The organism is Nitrospirillum guaranorum (assembly GCF_034653275.1).
GTDB lineage: Bacteria > Pseudomonadota > Alphaproteobacteria > Azospirillales > Azospirillaceae > Nitrospirillum.
This window is the reverse complement of record NZ_JAYEES010000004.1, coordinates 411,553-432,083: the sequence shown is the minus strand read 5'-3', so window position 1 is coordinate 432,083 and position 20,531 is coordinate 411,553. Positions and strand designations below refer to the sequence as shown.

The 20,531-nt window shown below is 69.5% G+C and carries 16 protein-coding genes; 8 read left to right on the top strand and 8 right to left on the bottom strand.

What is annotated here, in order from left to right:
* Positions 1-3 precede the first annotated feature (3 nt).
* Positions 4-2,976, bottom strand: a complete 2,973-nt coding sequence (locus UAJ10_RS23745) for a M16 family metallopeptidase (RefSeq protein ID WP_322917727.1) — start codon at positions 2,974-2,976, stop codon at positions 4-6.
* Positions 2,977-3,254: 278 nt separating this feature from the next.
* On the opposite strand from UAJ10_RS23745, the gene UAJ10_RS23740 reads away from it, so the two are divergent.
* The 4 genes from UAJ10_RS23740 (at position 3,255) to UAJ10_RS23725 (ending at position 7,820) form a co-directional block, all read left to right on the top strand.
* Positions 3,255-5,498, top strand: a complete 2,244-nt coding sequence (locus UAJ10_RS23740) for a TonB-dependent siderophore receptor (RefSeq protein WP_322917726.1) — start codon at positions 3,255-3,257, stop codon at positions 5,496-5,498.
* 194 nt (positions 5,499-5,692) lie between these two features.
* Positions 5,693-6,829, top strand: a complete 1,137-nt coding sequence (locus tag UAJ10_RS23735) for a serine hydrolase domain-containing protein (protein ID WP_322917725.1) — start codon at positions 5,693-5,695, stop codon at positions 6,827-6,829.
* A 131-nt stretch (positions 6,830-6,960) separates the two neighbouring features.
* The gene (locus UAJ10_RS23730; protein ID WP_322917724.1) at positions 6,961-7,647 is read left to right on the top strand and encodes a sulfotransferase family 2 domain-containing protein; all 687 of its coding nucleotides are present in this window, start codon (positions 6,961-6,963) and stop codon (positions 7,645-7,647) included.
* The gene (locus tag UAJ10_RS23725; RefSeq protein WP_322917723.1) at positions 7,644-7,820 is read left to right on the top strand and encodes a PIN domain-containing protein; all 177 of its coding nucleotides are present in this window, start codon (positions 7,644-7,646) and stop codon (positions 7,818-7,820) included. The genes UAJ10_RS23730 and UAJ10_RS23725 overlap by 4 nt, the downstream gene beginning before the upstream one ends.
* Positions 7,821-7,895: 75 nt before the next feature.
* Here UAJ10_RS23725 and aspS read toward each other — a convergent pair whose 3' ends face one another.
* Positions 7,896-9,716: an aspartate--tRNA ligase gene (aspS, locus tag UAJ10_RS23720; protein WP_322917722.1), complete on the bottom strand. Its 1,821-nt coding sequence runs from the start codon at positions 9,714-9,716 to the stop codon at positions 7,896-7,898.
* Between the two features lie 209 nt (positions 9,717-9,925).
* On the opposite strand from aspS, the gene rnd reads away from it, so the two are divergent.
* Positions 9,926-11,077: a ribonuclease D gene (rnd, locus tag UAJ10_RS23715; protein ID WP_322917721.1), complete on the top strand. Its 1,152-nt coding sequence runs from the start codon at positions 9,926-9,928 to the stop codon at positions 11,075-11,077.
* A gap of 80 nt (positions 11,078-11,157) precedes the next feature.
* On the opposite strand, the gene UAJ10_RS23710 is transcribed toward rnd, so the two are convergent.
* The 3 genes from UAJ10_RS23710 to secD form a co-directional block, all read right to left on the bottom strand.
* Positions 11,158-12,000, bottom strand: a complete 843-nt coding sequence (locus UAJ10_RS23710) for an EF-hand domain-containing protein (RefSeq protein ID WP_322917720.1) — start codon at positions 11,998-12,000, stop codon at positions 11,158-11,160.
* Positions 12,001-12,245: 245 nt separating this feature from the next.
* Positions 12,246-13,247, bottom strand: coding sequence for an EF-hand domain-containing protein (locus tag UAJ10_RS23705; protein ID WP_322917719.1), 1,002 nt, complete (start codon positions 13,245-13,247; stop codon positions 12,246-12,248).
* Positions 13,248-13,604: 357 nt separating this feature from the next.
* Positions 13,605-16,130, bottom strand: coding sequence for a protein translocase subunit SecD (gene secD / locus UAJ10_RS23700; RefSeq protein WP_322917717.1), 2,526 nt, complete (start codon positions 16,128-16,130; stop codon positions 13,605-13,607).
* 238 nt (positions 16,131-16,368) lie between these two features.
* On the opposite strand from secD, the gene UAJ10_RS23695 reads away from it, so the two are divergent.
* On the top strand, positions 16,369-16,665 hold the full coding sequence (locus UAJ10_RS23695; protein WP_322917715.1) for a type II toxin-antitoxin system HigB family toxin: 297 nt from the start codon (positions 16,369-16,371) through the stop codon (positions 16,663-16,665).
* Between the two features lie 2 nt (positions 16,666-16,667).
* Complete coding sequence (locus UAJ10_RS23690) at positions 16,668-17,051, top strand: helix-turn-helix domain-containing protein (RefSeq protein ID WP_322917714.1); 384 nt, start codon at positions 16,668-16,670, stop codon at positions 17,049-17,051.
* Between the two features lie 70 nt (positions 17,052-17,121).
* Here the strand turns inward: UAJ10_RS23690 and UAJ10_RS23685 are convergent, their stop codons facing one another.
* Together UAJ10_RS23685 and UAJ10_RS23680 are read right to left on the bottom strand one after the other, a co-directional pair.
* Positions 17,122-18,744, bottom strand: coding sequence for a RimK family protein (locus UAJ10_RS23685; RefSeq protein ID WP_322917713.1), 1,623 nt, complete (start codon positions 18,742-18,744; stop codon positions 17,122-17,124).
* A gap of 13 nt (positions 18,745-18,757) precedes the next feature.
* A complete protein-coding gene (locus UAJ10_RS23680) occupies positions 18,758-18,982 on the bottom strand; it encodes a hypothetical protein (RefSeq protein WP_322917712.1) in 225 nt (74 codons plus the stop codon).
* A 159-nt stretch (positions 18,983-19,141) separates the two neighbouring features.
* On the opposite strand from UAJ10_RS23680, the gene UAJ10_RS23675 reads away from it, so the two are divergent.
* Positions 19,142-19,645 carry a GNAT family N-acetyltransferase gene (locus tag UAJ10_RS23675; RefSeq protein ID WP_322917711.1) on the top strand — a complete coding sequence of 168 codons (504 nt, stop codon included), beginning with the start codon at positions 19,142-19,144 and terminating at the stop codon, positions 19,643-19,645.
* On the opposite strand, the gene UAJ10_RS23670 is transcribed toward UAJ10_RS23675, so the two are convergent.
* Entirely contained in the window at positions 19,642-20,517 is an 876-nt protein-coding gene (locus UAJ10_RS23670; RefSeq protein ID WP_322917710.1) for an alpha/beta hydrolase, read from the bottom strand. The genes UAJ10_RS23675 and UAJ10_RS23670 overlap by 4 nt on opposite strands.
* Positions 20,518-20,531 lie beyond the last annotated feature (14 nt).

Sequence of the window (20,531 nt, the reverse complement as noted above, 5' to 3'; positions counted from 1 at the left end):
GCCTCAGGGCTTCTTGGCGTTCGGCGCCGGGGCGTCCTTCTTGCCCTCATCCTTTTTGGGCGCCGCCTTCAGGCTGCCGCTGTCCAGGTTCAGCTGGGCGGCGGGGATGACCTGCACCTTGGGGTACTTCTGCTTCAGGGCGGGCAGGAACTGGGCGCTGTCGCCCACCACCACCAGGCTGCTTTGGGCGGGCGACAGGGTGCGCGCGGCGGCGGCCTGCACCTGGGCCGGGGTCACGGCCTGGACGCTGGCGATGTAGCGGCCGATTTCGCCCAAGTCGACGCCCTGCAGGGCCAGGCTGCCGACCAGGCTGGCCACCCCGTGCGTGGTTTCCACCGTGCGGCCGAAATTGCCGATCAGCACCGCCTTGCGGCCGGCCAGTTCCGTCTCCGCCGGCGCCTGGGTGCCGAGCTTGCCCATCTCCGCCATGATCAGGCCGGCGACCTCGGGGGCGGAGGGGTTCTTGGTCTGGGTGCTGGCCACGAAGGGCCCCGGCACGCGGCGGAAATCCAGCGCGGAACCGGCGCCGTAGCTCAGGCCCCGCTTGATGCGGATCTCCTCGTTCAGGCGCGAGGAATAGCCCACACCCAGCACGGCGTTGGCGACGCTGGCCGGATAATAATCCTTGTCCGACCGCGCCAAGCCCGGCCGCACGACCAGCACCGCCGCCTGGCCGGCCTTGGGCAGGTCCACCACCACGGCGCGCCCGGCCGGTTGGGCCGGGGAGGACGGCAGCGCCGGCAGGGCCGCCGCGGGCTTGGCCCAATCGCCGAACAGCTTTTCCGCGATGCCGAAGCCCTGCTCCGCCGTCAGCGGGCCGGCCAGCACCAGTGTGGCGTTATCGGGGCGCCACCAGGTGTGGTGATAGGCGGAGAGGTCCGCCGGCTTCAGCGCCGCCAGCGACCTGGGCGTGCCGGTCAGCGGGTGGCCGTAGGCGGCGTCGGCATAGAGCACGCGCGGACCCACCAGCTTGGCCAGGCCGGCCGGGTCCTTCAGGGTGACGGACAGGCCGTCCAGCGCCTGGTGCCGCTCCCGCTCCAGCTCTTCCTTCTGGAAAGCCGGGTTGCGGGCGACATCGGCGAAGATCTCCATGGCCGGGGCCAGCACGTCGCCCTTCACCAGCAGCGACAGTTCCGACCCGTCCCAGCCGGCGGCGGCGTTCAGGGTGCCGCCCAGCGCCTCGACATCGCGGGCGATCTCAGGCGCGGAGCGCTTGGCCGTGCCCTTGGTCAGCACGCTGGCCGTCATGGCCGCCGTGCCGGGCAGGCGCGCCGGGTCCACCGCCCCGCCGCCGCCGATGCGCAGGCTGGCCTGGATCAGCGGCACGCCGTGGGTGGGTGCCACGATGACGCGCAGGCCGTTGGCCAGGCGCTTTTCCACCGGCTGCGGCAAGGCGGCGTCCACGGCGGGGCCGGCGGTGGGCGGGGCCTGGCGCTGATCCGCCGGCGCCGGCTGCACCACCTTCAGGTCGGCCGGCACCACCAGGGGGGCGGCGTCGATGGTGGGGGCCGTGGCCACCGTGTCCGTCCCCTTCTCGGGCCCGTCCGCCGGGACGTAGCGCACGGAAATCTTGGTCTCGGGCTTCAGCCAGGTGGCGGCCACCCGCTTCACGTCGTCGGCCGTCACCGCCTGCACGTCGGCCAGCAGGGTGTCGGCGCGCTTGGGGTCACCGAAGATGACGGCGGCGCGGGCCAGCAGGCTGGCGCGGCCGTTGGCCGTCTCCCGCTCCTCCAGCTCATCGGTCACCAGCTGGTTGCGAGCGGCGGCCAGCTCGGCCTCCGTCACGCCGTCCTTGGCCACCTTGTCCAGTTCCTCCAGCAGGGCCTTCTCCCCCGCCTCGGCCGTGGCGCCCCCGGCCAGGATGGCGCCGATGGCGTAGGCGCCCGGCTGCTGGTTCACCTCCTGGAAGGTGAAGACCTGGCTGGCCACCTGCTTCTCATAGACCAGGGACTGGTTCAGGCGGCTGCTGTCGCCATGGCCCAGGATGCTGTCCAGCACCAGCAGGGCCGGCAGGTCCTTGTCCGTCGCCTTGGGGAAGGGATAGCTGAGCAGCACGGCCGGCAACGGGGCGTTGGCCTCCGTCACCGTCAGGGTCTGCGGGGCCGTCCGCGCCGGCTCCACCGCGGTCACGCGCGGGATGGGGGTGGCCGGGTGGGTCAGCGGGCCGAAATACTTGTCGACCCAGGCGTTCAGCTCCTCCGGCTTGAAGTTGCCCACCACCACCAGGGTGGCGTTGTCCGGCCGGTAATAGGTGGCGTGGAACGCCTGCACGTCCTGCAGGGTGGCGGCGTCCAGATCCTCGATGCTGCCGATGCCGGGGCGGCCGTAGGGGTGCACCTTGAAGCTGACCTGCGGGAACATGAGGTAGAACAGCTTGCCGTAGGGCTGGGCCAGCACCCGCTGCCGCAATTCCTCCTTCACCACGTCGCGCTCGGACTTGAAGTTCTCCTCATCCACGACGAGGGAGCCCATGCGCTGCGCCTCCGCCCACAGGATGCGCTCCAGGTGGTTGGCGGGCACGGTCTCGAAGTAATCGGTGTAATCGGCGTTGGTGGAGGCGTTGTTGTAGCCGCCCACATCCTCCGTCAGGCGGTCGAACTGCTCGGCGGCCATGTCGCGCGTGCTCTTGAACATCATGTGCTCAAAGAGGTGGGCGAAGCCGCTGCGCCCCTTGGGATCGTCCTTGGAGCCGACGCTGTACCACACCTGCACCGACACGGTGGGGGTGGTGGTGTCCGGCAGGGCGATGACCTTCAGGCCGTTGGCCAGCGTGCGCTCGGTGATGGCCAGCGGCGGCACCGACACCTTGCCTCCCGGCACCTCCGCCCCCGGCACGATGGCCGTGTCCGCCGCACCGGCTCCCCCGCCACCTCTCCCACCGCCGCCACCCCCACCACCGCCCGCGAAGGCCGGCAGGCTGGAGCAAAGGGCCGTGGTCAGCGCCAGGGCCGTGAGCGTGCGGGTGAAGCGCATCATGGGTGCCGTCTTCCTTCTTCTTGGGCGACCGGTGGCCCTCCGCTTCCGGACGGGGCCGCCCTCTACATAGCCCAAAACCGCGCCGCTGCGGCGGGGCATTTGGTTAATTCGTTGTAACAAAACGACCCTGGTCGATCACACCCGCCCATGCGCGGGGCCGGATACCGGGCCGGCGGGATGCTGTCATGCGTGAATGAAAGTCACTTGCATTCACAACGCGCCCGCCGTAACCATCCCGTTAGCAAATGATAATAATTATTAGTTTCGGAGCCCTCACCGTGAGCAACCTTCGGCAGTTCCTCTCTGTGCACCCCCGCGCGCTGCGTCGCCTCGGGCGTCCCTTGGGGCGTCCCCTGGGGCGCTCCCTTGCCCTGGCCTCGGCCGTCTCCATCGTCGCCCTGACCGCTGGTGCTGCCTGGGCGGCCAACTTGGCCGACGCCCCAGCGGGCGATATGGCGGGTGATGCGGCCGGCGACGCCGCCGCCCCGTTGAGCGACGTGCTGGTGATTGGCGAGCGCGCGGCCACCGACGCGGCCAGCGCGCTGAAGACCGCCGCCCCCTTGGTGGAGACGCCGCAGTCGGTCAGCGTGATCACCCGGGATGAGCTGAACCTGCGCGTGGCGGAGAACCTGAACGACGCCCTGAACTACACCGCCGGTGTCGCCACCGACACGCGCGGCAACACCGCCGGCCGCTATGATTTGATGACGGTGCGCGGCTTCAACGCCGACCAGTACCTGGACGGCCTGCACCTCATCAGCTCGCTCAACGGCTACGCCATCCCGCAGATCGACCTGGCCTTCCTGGAGCGGGTGGAGGTGGTGAAGGGCCCCGCCTCCGTCCTCTACGGCAACGCCAACCCCGGCGGCATCGCCGCCCTGACCAGCAAGCTGCCCACGGGGACCACCTTCGGTGAGGTCGGCGTGACCGCCGGCAGCTATGGCACCGTGCGCGAAACGGCCGACATCGGCGGCACCCTGGATGCCAACGGCGTGCTGAGCTATCGCCTGGTGGGGGTCAACGACCGATCCGACACCCAGATCAGCCATACCGAATCCCAGCGCTTCGGCATCAGCCCCAGCCTGACCTACCGCCCGGACGACAAGACCAGCTGGACCGTGCTGTACGTCCACCAGCAGGACCCCAAGAGCGGCGGCTATGGCGCGGTGCCGGTCCAGGGCTCGCTGCTGCCCAACCCGAACGGCCAGATCGCCCGCGACTTCTATGATGGCGAGCCGGATTTCGAGCGGTTCAACCGCACCGAAAACATGGTCACCTCGCTGTTCACCCACAAATTCGACGACGACTGGGCGGTGCACCAGAACACCCGCTACATGCACCTGACGACGCTGTACAACAGTGTCTACAACGCCGGTTACTTCACCGACGCCAATGAGACCAAGCTGGCCCGCGCCCTGGCCGTGGCGCGGGAGGAGCTGAACAACGTCACGCTGGACAACAACGTGACCGGCGTGGTGCGCACCGGCGCCCTGACCCACAACCTGATCTTCGGCGTGGACTTCCAGAACACCGTACAGACGGAGGCCTCGGGCTTCGGCGGCAGCGTCGCCGACATCGACGTCTTCAACCCCGTCTACGGCTCCGCCCTCACCCTGCCGGCCACCAGCTTCGACGTGCGCCTGCACATGAGCCAGACGGGCGTCTACGCCCAGGACCAGATCGCCCTCGGCGGCTTCCGCCTGGTGCTGAGCGGCCGCAACGACTGGCTGGACATCAGCCAGCTGGACCATCTCAGCAACGGCACCACCTCGAAGGACGAGAGCAAGTTCACCGGCCGCGCCGGCCTCTTGTACCTGTTCGACAACGGCGTGGCGCCCTACGTCTCCTACGCCACGTCCTTCCTGCCGCAGACCACGGTGGACCGGAACGGCAACGTGCTGGCCCCCACCGAGGGCAAGCAGGTCGAGGTGGGCGTGAAGTACCAGCCCAAGGTGTGGAACGCCCTGCTGACCGCCAGCCTGTATGAACTGCGCGAGACCAACGTCGCCACCACCGACCCCAGCTTCCCCACCGCCTCCATCGCGGCGGGCGAGGTGCGGTCGCGCGGCGTGGAGCTGGAGGGCTCCGCCCGCCCCATCCAGGGCCTGCAGCTGCACGCCAGCTACACCTACATCGACAACCAGGTGACCAAGGACAATGCGGGGCTTGAGGGCTCCCGCCCCTACGCCGTGCCCCAGACAACGGCCAACGCCTACGCCAACTACACCCTGCAGGACGGCCCCCTGGCCGGCCTGGGCTTTGGCGGCGGCGTGCGCTACATCGGCCGCAGCTTCAACGGGGCGGCTGGCGACGCCGCCCTGCCCATCCCCGGCGCCACCCTGTTCGACCTCATGGGCAGCTACGACTTCAAGCACCTGGCCCCGCAGCTGGACGGCCTGACCCTGAACATCGACGCCACCAACCTGCTGGACCGCCGGTATATTTCGTCCTGCTACAGCAGCATCTGGTGCTGGTACGGCCCGGGGCGGGACGTGAAGGCGAACGTAAGCTATCGGTGGTGAGGGGTTGAGGTAAGAGTGCTGAGCGCGTCAGCCCGGGGCGGGGAAGCCTGGGCGCGCGTCCCGCGGCTTGTTCAAAGTCGAAGCCAAATGCCTCCCGCCCAAACTGGCTCCCCCCGCGCCGGCGGGGCCGGCCCCTCCCTCTTGGCCCGGCGCGTGGTAGGCGTGATCCTTTGGACATAACGCGGGGCGGCGGCATGGACAGGCGGAGATTCCTGGGCAACGCGGTGCTGGGCGGGGCCATGGTGGGCGGTCCGCTCAGGGCATGGGCCGATGCGCCGGCACCGGCCGCTGTGGCGGCGCCGGCCGGCGACGGTCTGGCGGCCTACGTCGCCAGCCAGGTGGCGGAGACGGGGTTCAGCGGCACGGTGCTGGTGGAGCATCAGGGCGCCGTGGCGCTGCATGAGGCGTACGGCCTGGCCGAACGGTCCTTCCAGGTGCCCTGCCGACGGGACGGCCTGTACCGCGTCGCCTCCATCACCAAGCTGTTCACGGCCACGCTGGTGATGCGCCTGGCGGCCCGGGGCCGGCTGTCGCTGGATGCCGTTATCCGCACCCATCTGCCGGCCTACAAGGGACCGGCGGCGGACAAAGTGACCCTGCGCCAGTTGTTGACCCATACGTCCGGCATCGAGAACTTCGACAAGGGCCTGACCAGCTACGCCGACGCCGCGCGCATCGGCATGCCGGCCTACCAGCTGCCCCACGACAGCACCGAACTGATGGATCGCTACGCCAGCGGCCCCCTGGTGACGGCGCCGGGCAGCGCGTTCGACTACAACAACGCCGACTACGTCATCCTGGGCAAGGTCATCGAGGCGGTGACGGGGCAGCCCTATGAACAGGCGCTGCGCCAGGACATCCTGGACCCGCTGGGCCTGGCGCGGACCGGCCTGCTGCGCCAGGATCTGATCCTGCCCAACCTGGCCGCGACCTATTACAAGGACGGCGACCGGGACCTGGCCCACGACATGCCGGTCTATATGCAGAACTGGTACGCCGCCGGCGGCCTCTATTCCACCGCCCCTGATCTGGCCGCCTTCGCCCGCGCGCTGTATGGCGGCGACCTGCTGGCCCCCGCCCAGCGCGCCCAGCTGCTGACCCCGGTGCTGGAGGAATACGGCTTCGGCCTCTGGGTTTCCGACCTTCAGGCGCGCGGCCGGCCCCATCGCTACGCCCAACGCCCCGGCCGCATCATGGGCGCCAACACCCTGTTGCTGCGTTTCCTGGATGATGACCTGACCATCATCATCCTGGGCAACACCAACCTGGCCGACACCGACCGCCTCGGCTTCCGCATCGCGCGGCAATTCCTGGGGCCCAAGGAGGGATAACGCGGCACGCCGTCCGCGACGGCGGCCCCCACGGGCGATCCGGCGGCCGCGGCGCGCCCTGGCCTTGCCGCCGATTTCAGTTACTCTCGCCCTCGCCCCCATCCCTGGACCCCGATGCCGCCTGCCTGCCCATGCCGCCCTATGACCCCACCGCGCCGCTGATCTCCCTGCACATCCCGAAGACCGGCGGCTCCAGCCTGCGCGAGGTGCTGGCGGCCTGGTTCCCGGGGGACAGCCTGCTGTTCCATTACCGCGACCGCGCGGAGCCGCCGACGCGGCACGACCTGCGCGGCGGAACCTGCATCCACGGCCATTTCAACGGAGCGCGGGGCATCGGCGCCTGGCAGTACTATCCCGGGGTGATGCAGCACATCACCTTCCTGCGCGATCCCTTCGACCGCTTCCTGTCGCAGTGGTTCTATCTGAACAAGCGCAAGCGCGCCGGCTATCCCGAGCCGGACCTGACCGACGATCCCGCCTTCGATGTCTGGCTGCATCGTCGGGCCGAGGCGCAGGCCCAGGGCAACAACCCCTATTCCTTCATCTGGCAGATGCCGCTGCCGCCCGGCGCGGTGGACCTGGACACGCTCTTCGACCGGCATTTCGTGTTCGTCGGCATCATGGAACGCTATGCCGCCTCCCTCGACGCCCTCGCCACGGCGCTGGGCAAGCCCCCCTTGCCCCCGCCCCACAGCAACGCCACCGAACGGGACAGCGACCTCACGCACTGGCGGCCGGTTTATGAAAAGCTGTTCCCGGATGAGTATGAGCTTTACGGGAAGGCCTGCCTCCGCAACGCGGCCACCATCGCGGGGTGACACGCCGGCGGGCGGGGCTGATCCGGGCGCGTCTGGCCGCCGCCTGCACACCCATCGGCCCCTATGACGTGCCGGTCGCCGGCCACGCGCTGGCGCGCGCCCTGGTCCTGGTCACGCACAACACCCGGGAATTCCCGCGCGCGCCTGGGCTGCGCCTGGAAGACTGGCGGTAGCCTTCAGCCCAAAACAAAACGGGCGGCGCCCCTTCGAACGCCACCCGCTTCATGTCAACCCTGAGAGCCTGAGCCTCAGCCTTCCTTGGCCTCGGTGGTGATCTTGGGCTTGGGCAGGTCGAGCTTGATGTGCAGTTCCTTCAGCCGCGCGGTGTCGACGGCGTTGGGGGCCTGCATCAGCAGGTCTTCGGCGCGCTGGTTCAGCGGGAAGACGATGACCTCGCGGATGTTGGGTTCATCGGCCAGCAGCATGACGATGCGGTCGATGCCAGGGGCGGAGCCGCCGTGCGGCGGGGCGCCCAGCTTGAAGGCCGAGAGCATGCCGCCGAAGCGGGTTTCGAGATCCTCGGCGGAATAGCCGGCGATCTCAAACGCCTTGTACATGATCTCGGGCTTGTGGTTGCGGATGGCGCCCGAGGACAGCTCGATGCCGTTGCAGACGATGTCGTACTGGAAGGCCTTGATGTCCAGCGGGTTCATGCCGGTCAGGGCCTCCAGGCCGCCCTGCGGCATGGAGAAGGGGTTGTGGGAGAAGTCGATCTTCCCCGTCTCCTCATCCTTCTCGTACATCGGGAAGTCGACGATCCAGCAGAAGCGGAAGGCGTCCTTCTCGATCAGGTCCAACTCTTCGCCGATGCGGGTGCGGGCCTGGCCGGCCAGCTTGGCGGCAGGGCCTTCCAGGTCGCAGACGAAGAACACGGCGTCGCCGTCCACGGCACCGGTCAGCTCACGCAGCACCACCTGCGCCGCCTCGGGCACGAACTTGGCGATGGGGCCCTTGCCGGCGCCGTTCTCGAACAGGATGTAGCCCAGGCCGGGCGCGCCCAGGCCACGGGCCCAGTCGTTCAGCTTGTCGAAGAAGCTGCGGGGCTTGTCGCCCACGGCCGGGGCCTTGACGCAGCGGACCACGCCGCCCTTGTCCAGCACGCCGCGGAAGGCCTTGAACTCCACGTCATCGCGGCGGAACACGGCCGACACGTCGGTGATCACCAGCGGGTTGCGCAGGTCCGGCTTGTCGTTGCCGTACTTCAGCATGCTCTCGGCATAGGGGATGCGCGGGAACGGATAGGGGCTGACGCTCTTGGCGACGCCGGTGAAGTCGCGGAACTCGGTGAAGATGCCGTGGATGACGGGCTCGATGGCGGCGAACACGTCGTCCTGCGTGACGTAGCTCATCTCGAAGTCGAGCTGGTAGAACTCGCCGGGCGAGCGGTCGGCGCGGCTGTCCTCGTCACGGAAGCAGGGGGCGATCTGGAAATAGCGGTCGAAGCCCGCCACCATCAGCAGCTGCTTGAACTGCTGCGGCGCCTGCGGCAGGGCGTAGAACTTGCCCGGGTGGTTGCGCGCCGGGACCAGGAAGTCGCGGGCGCCCTCGGGCGAGGACGAGGTCAGGATGGGCGTCTGGAACTCGGTGAAGCCGGCCTCGATCATGCGGCGGCGGGCCGAGGCGATGACGTTGGACCGCAAGTGGATGTTGCGGTGCATCTTGGTGCGCCGCAGATCCAGGAAGCGGTAGCGCAGGCGGATGTCCTCGCCCGCGTCCTGGTCGGAGTTCACCTGCAGGGGCAGCTGGTCGGCCAGACTCTGCACCACGATCTCATCCGCCTTCACCTCGATGTGGCCGGTGGGCAGCTTGTCGTTGATGGTGTCGGCGGTGCGCGCCACCACGCGGCCGGTCACGGTGATGACCGATTCCAGGCGGGCGGATTCCAGCACCTTGAAGCCCGGATTGTCGATATCGATCACGCACTGGGTCAGGCCGTAATTGTCGCGCAGGTCGACGAACAGCAGTTGGCCGTGGTCACGCTTGCGGTGGATCCAGCCGGAGAGGCGGACGGTCTGGCCGGCGTCTTCCTGACGCAGGGCGCCGCAGGTGTGGGTACGATAGGGATGCATGGGGCCGGGCCTTGACGAGTGCGGGTTGGGCAATAGCGCCGCCGATCCGCGAAAACGCGGACTGACGGACCGGCGGACACTAGGGCCGGACGGGGGCGGATTGTCAAGACGGGCGGGCGCCTTCGCCCGCCGGACCATGCGGGTTTTCCATACCGGCCCGGCCTTGGGCCCTATGCACGCGCGCTTAGCTATAGTATGTGAAGTGCCCCATGACGCTGATCACCAATACCGCCGACCTCGCCGCCTTCTGTGACCGCCTGGCCTCCGCCGCGTACGTCACCGTCGATACCGAATTCATGCGGGAGAAGACCTACTACCCGCAGCTCTGCCTGGTGCAGGTGGCCGGCCCCGACGAGGCCGCCGCCATCGACCCGCTGGCCGACGGCATCGACCTGTCGCCGCTGTTCGCGCTGCTGGCCAACCCCGCCGTGCTGAAGGTCTTCCACGCCGCCCGCCAGGACCTGGAGATTTTCTTCAACCTGACCGGCGCCGTCCCCACCCCCCTGTTCGACACCCAGGTCGCGGCCATGGTCTGCGGCTTCGGCGACAGCGTGGGCTATGAGACGCTGATCACCAAGCTGACCAACGCCCGCATCGACAAGTCCAGTCGCTTCACCGACTGGTCCAACCGGCCGCTGACCGACCGGCAGCTGACCTACGCCCTGTCGGACGTGACCCACCTGCGCCCGGCGTACGAGAAGATCCGCCGCCGCCTGGACAAGACGGGCCGCGAGGAATGGCTGGCCGATGAGATGGCCATCCTGACCAGCCCTGACACCTACCGCCAGGACCCCGACGAGTCCTGGCGCCGGCTTAAGCCCCGCACCGACAAGCCGCGCTTCATCGCCGTGCTGAAGGAGTTGTGCGCCTGGCGCGAGCGCGAGGCGCAGCGCAAGGACATCCCGCGCAACCGCGTGGTGCGCGACGAGACGCTGATGGAGATCGCCGCCCACACCCCCAGCACGGTGGACGACCTGGGCCGCACGCGCGGCCTGGGCCCCAGCATGGCCGCGGGTCGTTATGGCACCGAAATCCTGGCGGCCATCGAGAAGGCGCGCGGCCTGCCCGACAGCGCCCTGCCCCGGACGGAGCCGCGCGCCGAGTTGCCGGCCGGCATCGCGCCCACGGTGGAACTGCTGCGCGTGCTGCTGAAGCTGGTGTGCGATGACGAGGACGTGGCCAGCCGCCTGGTGGCCAACGCCGCCGACCTGGAGGCCATCGCCGCCGATGACAACGCCAAGGTCCCGGCCATGACCGGCTGGCGCTTCGACCTGTTCGGCAGCCAGGCCCTGGCGCTGAAGCATGGCAAGCTGGCCCTGGCCATGGAGAACCGCAAGGTCAAGCTGGTGAAGCTGGGCTGATGCCGGTCTGACGTGCCGGTTTGACGACAAGGCCAAACGCCGCCCCGGGGCAACCCGTCGGGCGGCGTTTGTTTTTGGGCCTATGCCGCCATCGAGCCCTGCAACTGCGCCATGAAGGCCAGGGCGGAGCCGCTGAGCATCGTGCTGGTGTCGATGGTGACACCATCGATGGTGATGCTGCTGGTGCCACTGCTGGATGTACCGCTGGTGGACGTACCGGAGTCGCTGGCGGTGGCGGTCGAGGACGTGCCCGACGTCGAGGATGAGGTCGAGGGCGTGCCATCGCTGAACGACGATGGGTCGCCCATATCGAACCCACCCGGCGGCGGCGGGCCCATGCCGTCGGCGCCCTGGCCGCCCGATAGCGATTTCAGCGCCGACTGCGCCTCAGACTGGCTCAGCGTTCCGTCGCCATCGGTATCGAGGCTGGAGAAGACCTTGTCCGCCAACTCCTTGCTGCCCGTTCCGCTGCCGAAGGCGGATTCGAAATCGCTTTCGCTGATGCCGCTGCCGGACGACGTGGTGGTGCTGGACGAGGAACTGGCGGAAGACGTGGAGTCCGTGCTGGTGGAACCGCTGGAGGAGGACGTGCCGCTGGCGGTCTGCAGCAGTAGGTTCAGCAGGGCATCACCCGAGCCGCCGCTGCTGGAGGAGGAGGCCGTGGTGGCGGTGCCATCAGTGCCGTCACCATCGCTGTCGCCGCCGATGCCCTGCAGCATGCTTAACAGGCCGCCATCCATCTGGAAGCCACCCATCTGAAAGCTGGGCGTGCTGGAGGCGGCGGCGGTGCCGCTGGTCGTCGTATCAGTGTCATCGGTATATGTGGCGTCGGCCGATGTGCTGGTGGACGCCGTCTGTATTTGGGCGAGCCAGGCGCTGTAAAGCGACTGGGACGAACCCGATGAAGAGATGGAGGAGGTCATGGGGGTGCGCTCCCGTGAGGGTAGGCCTCGGGCGCGATTCCCCCAACCGGTCCCCGCGTTCCCAAGGGCGCGGTCGATGACGCGCGCCGCCGCCCCGGAGCAAGCGCCGTTCCAGGCAATCGCGCGACGATCGCGCCCGCGACAGAACGGCAAGGACATGCGGCGGGGCATGGTTTCATGCCGCCGCTGCAGGTCCGGACCATGGTCTTGGACGCCCCCCTGTTTCAGGGGCCGGCGTCCCCGGCTCAGGCGGCCGCCAGTTGGCCCTGAAGCTGCGCCATGAAGGCCAGGGCCGAACCGCTGAGCATCGTGCTGCTGTCGATGGTGACCCCATCGAAGGTGAAGCTGGTGCCGGCGGCGCCGCTGGTGGACGAGGCCGTGGCGGTGGTGCCGCCGGTCGTCGCCGTGCCCGGGGCGGCGCCGGCGGCCGTGGTGCTGGCCGTGGCCGTCGTGGCGGTGGAGGACGAGGTCTCATCCATGGCGCCCAGGATGCTGGCGGCCGAGGTCGGGTCGGTGTCGTCCGTGCTGGTGTCGCTGAGCAGGGTGGAGGCCGGCTGGCTGGAGGACGCGCCGACGCCGCCGCCGCCCCCGCCGTGGTGGTGATGACCGCCGCCATGGTGGCCGCCGCCCGCCGATTTCAGCGCGGTCTGCGCCTCGGACTGGCTGATCGTGCCGTTGCCGTCGGTGTCCAGTTGCGAGAACACCTTGTCCGCCAGCTCCGTGGCGCCCGTGCCGCTGCCGAAGGCGGATTCGAAGGCCTGCTTGGAGATGCCGTCCGTCGTGGTGCCATCAGTGGACGCGGTGGTGGTGCCGTCGGTCGAGGTCGTGCCGCCGGAGGTGCCGGTGGTGCCCGACGTGCCGAAGGCCGTCTGCATCATCAGGCTCATCAGCGGGTCGATGCCGTTGGCGCCGGTGCCGGCGCTGGTGCCGTCATCGCCGGGCGGCGGGCCGGGTGGTGGCCCCGGCGGCGGGCCGCCGGCGATGCCCGCGCCGCCACCGTCGGCGCTGTCGCCGATGCCTTGCAGCAGGGACAGCATCTGCAGGCTGAAGGGGCTGCCGGAAATGCCGCTGGCGACGCCGCCGCCCAGCAAGGCGGAGGCATCGTCGGCGGACGATCCCGTGGCGGTGGCGGTGGTCGAGGAACTGGCGTCGTCGGTGCCGGCCGAGGCCTGCGTCCGCGACGCCCATTGGGCCTGCCAGGCCGCGTACTGCGACTGGCTGGACCCCGAGGCGGCGATGGAGCTCATGGGTAAAGGTCTCCCCCGATGAAGAAACCTTGGATGGGGCCGCCTTGGACTTTCCCCCGGCCCCCTCCAAAGGGTGCGCGCACGCGCATCGGCCGCCAACGCAACCGGGGGACCAATCTTTACCGAGCTGTAATCATTGATTCTTTACAGAATTGGCCGTCATCGCGGAACAACCGTGCAAATGAATCGGCAAATTCGCCCCGGCATTTCCTGCCCAGGGCCCGGCCGTTATTGCCGGTTTTGTTGCAAAATTGTTTGATGCGATTTTGCAATCATTTGTTTTTATTGTGTTTTTGTTTTGGCATGCCGGTTGCCCAAGGGCGACGCCCCGAGACAACCGGCGTACCAAGCAGCCCCTTACTCCGCCGGGGCGGGCGGGGCGGCGGAGCCGTCGGCCGGCGTGGGCCGGCGCAGGCTCTTCTCACCCAGGAACAGCAGGATGGGGGCGGCGATGAAGATGGACGACGAGGTCGCCAGCACCACGCCGAACAGCAGCACCCAGGCGAACTCGCGCAACTGCTCACCCGCAAGCAGGGCCAGGGGCACGGTCACCAGGAAGATGGCCAGCGAGGTGCCGATGGTCCGGCTCAGCGTCTCATTGATGCTGCGGTCGATCAGCTCGCGCAGGGGCATCTTGCGGTACAGGCGCAGGTTCTCACGCACACGGTCATAGACCACGACCTTGTCGTTGATCGAATAGCCCATGATGGTGAGGATGGCGGCGATGGAGGTCAGGTTGAACTGCATGCCGGTGATGGCGAAGAAGCCCACGGTCTTCGTCACGTCCAGCAGCATGGTGACCACGGCGCCGATGCCGAACTGCCATTCGAAGCGGAAGGTGATGTAGCCCAGCATGGCGATGGCCGCCAGACCCAGGGCCAGCATGCCGTCGTGGAACAGCTCGGCGCTGACCGACGCGCCCACGGCTTCCTGGCGGCGGATGACGGCGCCAGGGAAGTCCTTGTTCAGTTCCTCCTGCACCGCCTTCACGGCCCCCTGCTGGGCGGCGTCGCCGCCGGCCTGCTGCTCCAGCCGCATCAGCACGTCGGAGGGGGAACCGAACTGCTGCAGCTGGACGGGCCCCAGGTGCAGGGTTTCCATCTTGGACCGCAGCTTGGCAAAGTCGGCCGGGCCGTCGGTGCGGATCTCGATGACCACGCCGCCGGCGAAATCCACGCCGTAGTTCAGGCCGGGCTTGAAGAACAGCACGATGGAGGCCACCGACAGGAACACCGACAGGCCGATGCCCATGTGCCGGCCGCGCATGAACTGGAAGTTCGTGTGGTCGGGCGCCGGGCGCAGGCGGGTGCCCACGGTCAGCGTCTTGGGCCGGAAACGGCGGAACCAGCTGGCGGTGATGGCGCGCGCCACCACGGTGGCCGTGAACATCGAGGTCAGGATGCCCAGGCTGATGGTGACGGCGAAGCCCTTGATGGTCCCGGTGCCGACCGAAAACAGGATGGCCATCTTGATCAGCGTGGTCAGGTTGCTGTCGGTGATGGTGGCGTAGGCCTTGGAGAAGCCGGCCTCCAGCGCCGCCAGCGGCGTGGCGCCCTTCCTCAGTTCCTCGCGGATGCGTTCGTTGATCAGGATGTTGGCGTCGACGGCCATGCCCAGGGTCAGCAGGGCGCCGGCGATGCCGGGCAGGGTCAGCGTGGCCTGCAGGATGCCCAGCAGGGCCAGGGTCAGGAACAGGTTGCACAGCAGGGCGATGTTGGCGAACACGCCGAAGATGCCGTAGCTGATCAGCATATAGGCCACGACCAGGACGAAGCCCACGGCCACGGCGGTCAGGCCGGCATGGATGCTGTCCGCGCCCAGCTCCGGCCCGATGGTCCGTTCTTCCACCACGGTCAGCGGCACCGGCAGGGCGCCGGCGCGCAGCAGCACGGCCAGGTCGTTGGCCGTCTGGGCGGTATAGCTGCCGCTGATCTGGCCCCGGCCGCCGGTGATGGGTTCCTGGATGACGGGGTCGCTGATGACCTTGTCGTCCAGCACGATGGCGAAGGGCTTGCCCACGTTGTTCGTGGTCGTCTCGGCGAAGCGGCGGGCGCCGATGCTGTCGAAACGGAAGGCGACGACCCAGCGGCCGTTCTGGTCGGTGGTGGGGCTGGCGTCGGTCAGGTTGGCGCCGTCGACCTCCACCTTCTTGCGCACCAGGATCTTGCGCTCGCCCCGGCCGTCGGCGACGGTCAGGACCTGGGTGCCGGGAGGGGCGGCGCCGTCGGCGCGGGGGGCCTCGTCCGTCACCACCAGGCGGAAGGTCATCTTGGCGGTCTGGCCGATCAGGCGCTTGATGCGGCCGGGATCTTCCACGCCGGGCAGCTGCACCAGGATGCGGTCGCCGCCCTGGCGGGCCACCACCGGCTCGTTCACGCCCGTCTCGTCGATGCGGCGGCGGACGATTTCCTGGGACTGCGCCATCGCCTTGTCGATGCGGTCCTTGAAGCCGGCGTCGGTCAGGGTCAGCACGATGGCCTGGCCGTCGGTGCGCAGGTCCACCTCGGGCACGCCGCCGCCGGTGGTGGCGGTGGCGATGGGCCCCAGCGCCTTTCGCGCCGCGTCCACGTCGCCCCCATCGGCCACGGTGATGGTCACGGACCGGCCGGCGGGGGTGACGCCGCTGGTCTGGATCTTGGCGGCGCGAAGCGCGGTGCGCGCCTCATCGATCAGGCTTTCCACCCGTTCCTTCGCCACCGCGTCGCTATCCACCTGCAGCAGCAGGTAGGAGCCGCCCTTCAGGTCCAGGCCCAGGTTGACGTGCCGGTCGGCCATCCAGCCGGGCAGGTAATCCTTGGATATCAGGCTGGGCAGGGAGAAGACCACGCCCAGGAAACAGACCAGGGCGATCAACGCGGACTTGAGCGGTGAAAAGCGCAGCATTGGGTACGACGTCCTTGGAACCTGGCGCGGGGCCCCCTCATGTGGGAACGTCCGCCGCAGGGAACAGGCGGCCCCGGCGGAAACACCCACCACGGGCCGGTTAAACCAAGCGCCTTGAATACCCGCACCCCCGCACGCTTCCAACCAAAAAAGCATACGATGGGCGTCACCGCCACGGCCGCTCCCGCCATGGGAGTTTTCGTTTGCTCCCGTGGTGGGAGCAAGCTATCCTTTGGCCATGCGGATCATCGCCCACAAAACCCTGCAGGCCCACTGGGCCAAACGTGGACGGGAAGACAGCCGCGGGCCTTTGGAAACCTGGTACGCTGAAACGGCCAAAGCCCAATGGACCGGTCCGGCGGACATCAAGGCCCGTTACGCCACCGCCAGCTTTGTCGGCCAGCGCGTCATCTTCAACATCGGCGGCAACAAGTACCGCCTTGTCGTTTGGGTGAACTACGACTTCAAGACCGTCTACATACGCTTCGTCGGCAGCCACGCTGAATATGACGCCATCGACGTGGAGACCATTTGACCATGGATATCAAGCCCATCCGCACCGACGACGACCTTGCGGCCGCCCACATGGAAATCGAGACGCTGTGGAACGCCCAGCCGGGCACCCCGGAAGGCGACCGGCTGGACGTGCTGATCACCCTGGCGGAGGCTTATGAACGGGCGACCAGCCCCATGACGCCGCCGGATCCCATCGAGGCCATCCTGTTCCGCCTGGACCAGATGGGATCGGGAAGGGCCGCCCTGAAAGGTCTGATCGGAGGCAGCGGCCGGGTGGCGGAGGTGCTGAACCGCGTGCGCCCGCTGACCCTGCCCATGATCCGGACATTGAGCGAGCACCTCGGCATCTCGGCCGACATCCTGGTCCGTCCCTACCCTTTGCGCGAACAGATCGGCGCCGAATAAAAAAGCGCCGCGCCCGGAATCGCTTTCGGGCGCGGCTTTTTCACATGATGGAACTGGGCGCTCCCGAGCCTCACGCCACCGCCGCCCGCACGGCAGCGGCGCGGGCCAGGGCCGCGCGTTCGGCGGTGGGCAGGTCAATGGCGAAGACGGCGGTGCTGCCGGGCATGGGCGCGCGGCCGGCGGCCGTCAGGAAGTGGCCGATGACGCGGCGCCACAGCAGGGGGCCGGCGGCGCGATCCTCCGCCCCCACATCCAGGTTGGGATTGTCGTTCACCTCGATCACCACGACCTCGCCCGAGGGCAGTTGCTTCAGATCCACGCCGTAGAGGCCATTGCCCATCAGGCGGGCGGCGGCCAACGCCGCGGCCAGGACGGCGGGCGGGGTGTCGGCCACGGCCACCGCGCGGGTGGCGCCCTCGTCATGGCTGCCGTCGGCGGCGTGGCGCACGATCTGCCAATGCCGGGGGCACATGTAATATTGCGCCACGAACAGCACCTCGCCCCCCAGCACGCCTACCCGCCAGTCGAAGGCGGTGGGCAGGTAGTCCTGCGCCAGGATGATCTGCGACCGCGCCAGCAGGGCCGCCGCCACGCGGTGGAAGGCGTCGATGTCCATCACCCGCTCCACCCCCCGGCTGAAGGCGCCGTCCGGCACCTTGAGCACGGCGGGGAAAGTCAGCGCGGCCGCCACGTCCGCCAGGGTGGCGCGCGTCACCAGGCGGGTGCGCGGGGTGGCCACGCCATGACCCGCCAGCATTTCCGCCAGGTAGACCTTGTTGGTGCACCGCAGGATGCTGGTGGTGTCGTCCACCACGGGGATGCCCAGCGCCTCTGCCTTGCGGGCGAAGCGGAAGGTGTGGTGGGGCACCGCCGTCGTCTCGCGGATGAACAGGCCGTCGAACCGCGCCAGGTGGCGGTAGTCGCGCCGGCCGATGACCTCCACCCGCACGCCCAAATCGTCGCCCACCCGCGCCAGGTGGGCCAGCGTGCCGGCCGTGCTGGGCGGAAGGGGGTCGGCCGGGTCGTGCAGCACCGCCAGGGTGAAGGACGCCGCCGCCGGCCCCCGGGGCCGCTGCCAGCGCCGGCGGGCGTGCGCCTCCAGCGCGTTCAGGAAGAAGACGTCGTGCATGCGGGGCACGGCGTCGGTGCCCAGGGGGGCCAGGCCGGCGATGCGCCACCCGCCCTCACCATACGCCAGGGTCAGGCGCATCAGCGGACAGTCCAGGCGCTGGAACAGGCGGGCGGCGACATCGGTGAGCCCGGTATCGGGCGTGCGGCCGAAATAGATGTTGGCGGTGTGCCGGGAGACCCCCGCCGGCGGGGGTGGCAGATGGACCAGGCGGGGGTTCAGGTCCGCAAGGCTGTCGGCCAGGTCGGTCTGGCCCGTTCCCGCCCCCACCAGGTCGGCCAGCGTGCGCAGCGCCGGCGTCACCCGGTCGCCGCGCGCCTCCGCCAACAGCGAGGCGTAGTAGCCGGCGGAGAGATAGTCGGCGTGGCGGCACAGGTTGATGACGCGGCGCGGGCGGCCCGGCTGGGCGGCGACATAGGCGCCGGCGGTCATGACCCGGCCCTCGGCGTCGGGCCAGCGGAAGTCGCCCCGCCGCTCCACCACCACGATCAGATCGGATGCGGCCCGCGCCAGGGGGCGCACGGGGGCCAGAGGGGAATGGGCGGCTGTGGCAAAGTCCGGCATGGAGGCCCTCCCCTCAAAAGCGGGTACTGGGAAGGGGCGCGGCGAGCGCGCGGCCCCTGCCGTCCGCGCCCGGCCCGCCCGCGCCGGCCCGCAGCAGCACGGTGGGATGGTCGGGCTGGAAGGTGGCGAAGGTCACGGCGGCGCGGCGCTCGGTGAAGACGCCGCCGATGAGGCCGGCGCTGTCATGGGCGGCCCACAGGCCGCCGGGGCCGCGTTCGATGACGATGATGCGTGCCATGGTGCAATCCTCTGGAAGGCCCCACGGCACCCAAGGCCGCCGTGGTGCCCCCAGTGTCCGGGCGGCGCGCATTAAATCTCCATGCCAATGCCGGGGCGGGAAGATAAAGGGTTTTTGATTTGGCGGCCGCGCGCGCGCGCCCTTACCCTCAGCCGCATCATGACATCCCCCGCTCCTGCCCCCGCCCCTGCCCCCGCCCCTGCCCCCGCCAGCGCGCCCGCCCCCCGCCCCGCCACCCCGGCCGACCTGGAGGCGTTGCTGGCGCTGGAAAGGATCTGCTTCGCGTTCAACCGCATGGGACGACGCAGCTTCCGCCGCCTGCTGGAGCGGCCGTCCGCCCACATCCTTGTGATCGATGGTGCCGACGGCACGCTGGCGGCCAGCGCCGTGCTGCTGTCCCGCCAGGGCACCCGGGGCCTGCGCCTCTATTCCCTGGCGACCCATCCCGACCAGCGCGGCCGGGGCTTGGCCAAGGCCATGATGCGGGCCGCCCTGGACCGGGTCCGCGCCACCGGCCACCAGTGGCTGTCGCTGGAGGTGCATCCGGAGAACGAGGCCGCCCGCGCGCTGTACGAGCGCCTGGGCTTCCACCAGACCTCGGTGGAGGAGGACTACTACGCCGATGGCTCCCCCGCCTTCCGGCTGCGGCGGTATGTCGACTAGGGCCTGACGGCGGGCAAGCCCGGCGCCCGCCACGGCGCCTCCTGATCCAGGGTCGGCGCCGGGCCCCGGCGGCCGGCCAAGAAGTCCAGCAGCGCGTCGGTGCCGCCCTTGTCCCACAGGTCGGCGTGGCCCGCCCCCTTGATCCAGGCGGCGTGCTTGGGCTCCGGCGCCGCCTTGAACACCGCCTGGCCCATGGCCGGCGGCACCGTCCGGTCCGCCAGGCCGTGCAGCACCAGCAGCGGGCAGGCGGGGGCCGCCGCCCGCAGCCGCTCCACCACCTTCAGCGGATGGGCCGCCAGGCTGGACAACAGGGGCAGGCGCCAGCGGGCTGCCAGCAGATCGGCGCCGGCGGTGGGCGGTGCGGCCAGCACCACCGCCGCCGGCCGCCGTTCCCAGGCCATGTGCACGGCCAGGGCCGCCGCCGCCGACACACCCAGGATGACCAGGCGGGAGCCGGAGACGCCGTGGGCCGTCAGCTGGTCCAGGGCGGCGCGGGCATCAGCCAGCAGGCCCACCTCCCCCAAACCACCCTTGGGGATCAGGGACGCCGGGCGGCGGGCCGCCAGGAAGACGCCATAGCCCGCTTGGACCAGGGCAATGGCGGGGGCGAGCAGGTCGGCCTTGCCCTGCCCGGGGCCCGCCAGCATCAGCACGGTGGGGCGCAGCGTGCTGGCCGGTTCCGCTGCCCAGCCTTCCAGCAAAATACCATCGGCGGCCTTATAGGCCACGGCGCGCAGGGGCACGCCGTCCGGCGGGGCGCCGGGGTCGGCCCGGCGGGGCGTGGTGAATAGGGCGGCCCCACCGCCGCGCGCCAAGGCGCCGACCGCCGCCGCGAAGCAGAGCACCAGGACGACGGCCAGCAAAAGGATCATGCCGGCCCCCGCAT

Bases quoted from the DNA above. Each gene is read 5' to 3' on its own strand.
- UAJ10_RS23745 (WP_322917727.1), bottom strand. From the start codon at position 2,976: ATGATGCGCTTCACCCGCACGCTCACGGCCCTGGCGCTGACCACGGCC.
- UAJ10_RS23735 (WP_322917725.1), top strand. From the start codon at position 5,693: ATGGACAGGCGGAGATTCCTGGGCAACGCGGTGCTGGGCGGGGCCATG.
- UAJ10_RS23730 (WP_322917724.1), top strand. From the start codon at position 6,961: ATGCCGCCCTATGACCCCACCGCGCCGCTGATCTCCCTGCACATCCCG.
- aspS (WP_322917722.1), bottom strand. From the start codon at position 9,716: ATGCATCCCTATCGTACCCACACCTGCGGCGCCCTGCGTCAGGAAGAC.
- rnd (WP_322917721.1), top strand. From the start codon at position 9,926: ATGACGCTGATCACCAATACCGCCGACCTCGCCGCCTTCTGTGACCGC.
- UAJ10_RS23710 (WP_322917720.1), bottom strand. From the start codon at position 12,000: ATGACCTCCTCCATCTCTTCATCGGGTTCGTCCCAGTCGCTTTACAGC.
- UAJ10_RS23705 (WP_322917719.1), bottom strand. From the start codon at position 13,247: ATGAGCTCCATCGCCGCCTCGGGGTCCAGCCAGTCGCAGTACGCGGCC.
- secD (WP_322917717.1), bottom strand. From the start codon at position 16,130: ATGCTGCGCTTTTCACCGCTCAAGTCCGCGTTGATCGCCCTGGTCTGT.
- UAJ10_RS23695 (WP_322917715.1), top strand. From the start codon at position 16,369: ATGCGGATCATCGCCCACAAAACCCTGCAGGCCCACTGGGCCAAACGT.
- UAJ10_RS23690 (WP_322917714.1), top strand. From the start codon at position 16,668: ATGGATATCAAGCCCATCCGCACCGACGACGACCTTGCGGCCGCCCAC.
- UAJ10_RS23685 (WP_322917713.1), bottom strand. From the start codon at position 18,744: ATGCCGGACTTTGCCACAGCCGCCCATTCCCCTCTGGCCCCCGTGCGC.
- UAJ10_RS23680 (WP_322917712.1), bottom strand. From the start codon at position 18,982: ATGGCACGCATCATCGTCATCGAACGCGGCCCCGGCGGCCTGTGGGCC.
- UAJ10_RS23675 (WP_322917711.1), top strand. From the start codon at position 19,142: ATGACATCCCCCGCTCCTGCCCCCGCCCCTGCCCCCGCCCCTGCCCCC.
- UAJ10_RS23670 (WP_322917710.1), bottom strand. From the start codon at position 20,517: ATGATCCTTTTGCTGGCCGTCGTCCTGGTGCTCTGCTTCGCGGCGGCG.